At 30.9% G+C, this 1876-nt stretch carries 3 protein-coding genes; 2 read left to right on the top strand and 1 reads right to left on the bottom strand.

The window, feature by feature from the left end; genetic code table 11:
• Together EDC41_RS13380 and EDC41_RS13385 are read left to right on the top strand one after the other, a co-directional pair.
• The coding region (locus tag EDC41_RS13380; protein WP_032848992.1) for a restriction endonuclease subunit S at nt 1-479 on the top strand (479 nt) is incomplete at its 5' end.
• 102 nt (nt 480-581) lie between these two features.
• Nucleotides 582-1385 carry a tyrosine-type recombinase/integrase gene (locus tag EDC41_RS13385; RefSeq protein ID WP_006250000.1) on the top strand — a complete coding sequence of 268 codons (804 nt, stop codon included), beginning with the start codon at nt 582-584 and terminating at the stop codon, nt 1383-1385.
• 45 nt (nt 1386-1430) lie between these two features.
• On the opposite strand, the gene EDC41_RS13390 is transcribed toward EDC41_RS13385, so the two are convergent.
• Nucleotides 1431-1876: restriction endonuclease subunit S (locus EDC41_RS13390; protein ID WP_032848994.1), on the bottom strand; the 446-nt coding region annotated here is incomplete at its 5' end.

Genomic DNA, 1876 nt, shown 5'->3' on the forward strand with positions numbered 1-1876 from the left:
GGGAAGTAGGTGATTGGAGTTCAGGTGCAACTCCAAACCGACACAATCCTGAATACTATAATGGTACGATCCCGTGGCTAAAAACAGGAGACTTAAACAACGGAATAATTTCATCTATACCTGAATTTATTACAGATAAAGCATTGCAGGAATGTTCTGTAAGATTAAATCCTGTTGGTTCAGTTTTGATAGCAATGTATGGAGCGACAATTGGTAAGCTTGGGATATTAAAAATAGCAGCAACAACAAATCAGGCTTGCTGTGCGTGTATTCCTTTTAATGGAATTTATAATAAATTCTTATTTTATTATTTGATGTCGCAGAAAGCAGAATTTCAGAAAAAAAGTGAGGGAAGTGGGCAACCAAATATATCAAAGGAAAAAATTATCAATTATTTATTTCCTTTACCACCAATCCACGAACAACATCGCATTGTTCAAAAAATTGAACAATTATTTGCAGAGATTGAAAAATTGTAGGAGTCATCATCGCTTTCTTGGGCGTGTTGGATACGCCCTACAGTCACTAAATTATTGATCTTTTATCATATCGGTTTTCAACCAACCTAAAAGGAAACCTATATGATCCATCTATTTGAAAAGCACCTTAATCAATCTAATCTTGCTGAAAATACCCAATCAGCTTATCTTTTTGCGGTAAAACAATATCACAAAAAATTTGATCAGTTATCTAAAATCAATTTACAGCGATATAAGGTATTCTTAATTGAAAACTATAAGCCTCAGACTGTTAATTTAAGGCTAAGAGCCATAAATTATTATCTGGAATTTATTAAAAAAGAAAAATGGAAATTATCCTTTGTTAAAGTTCAACAAAAACCATTTTTGGAAAATGTAATTAGTGAAGCTGATTATACTTATTTTAAAAAATGCCTAAAAAAAGATAACGAACTATACTGGTATTTTGTGATTCGTTTTATGGCAGCAACAGGTTCGAGAGTAAGTGAATTAATCCAGATAAAATGTGAACATATTAAAATAGGCTATTTAGACCTCTATTCTAAAGGTGGAAAATTAAGACGAATTTACATCCCAAAATCTCTGCAAAAAGAGTGTTCTGAATGGTTGAGATTAAATAATAAGCATAATGGATTTATTTTCTTAAATAAATATGGTGATAGAATTACTACTCGTGGCATTGCCAGCCAATTAAAAGTATTTGCTAGACGCTATAAATTAGATCCTAAAATTGTTTATCCACATTCATTTCGCCATCGTTTTGCAAAAAGTTTTTTAGAACGATTTAATGATATTGCTTTTCTTGCTGATTTAATGGGGCACGAAAGCATAGAAACCACAAGGATCTATTTACGAAAAACAAGCACAGAACAGCAGGAAATTGTGAATAAAATTATTGATTGGTAATTTTTAAGGGGCGTGTTTCACACGCCCTTGGACATATAAGTTTTTCTAAAATTTCTCTATTTCCGAAAATAATTTTTCAATTTTTTCAACGATTCTATGTTGTTCAGAAATAGGTGGAATAGCAATTAAAATAGAGTTTAGGTTTCTTTGATTTAATTTGGGTACAGCTATTCCGTTAATTAATCCCATACTAGGTAAATTTAATGCATTTAAATAATAACAAAAATATTTTTCCAAATTAAAATCAACTGATAATACATGAACATGATTATTTGCCCAAAATTTACCTTCAACAATAAAAGCAACGTCTTTTTTAGTGAAGAAATTACCTCCATCTTCTCCAATTAAAATAAACTTACCATCAAAAATATAGCTTGCCACTTTATCTATTGCTCCAGTCGCTCCATAATAGTCATACAATTTATTTTGTTGGCTACGCTGTGCAACTGATACTGGTTTTCTTCTTCTATCATGATTTAAAGAATAATTTT

It is taken from the genome of Mannheimia haemolytica (assembly GCF_004342115.1).
Taxonomy (GTDB): domain Bacteria; phylum Pseudomonadota; class Gammaproteobacteria; order Enterobacterales; family Pasteurellaceae; genus Mannheimia; species Mannheimia haemolytica.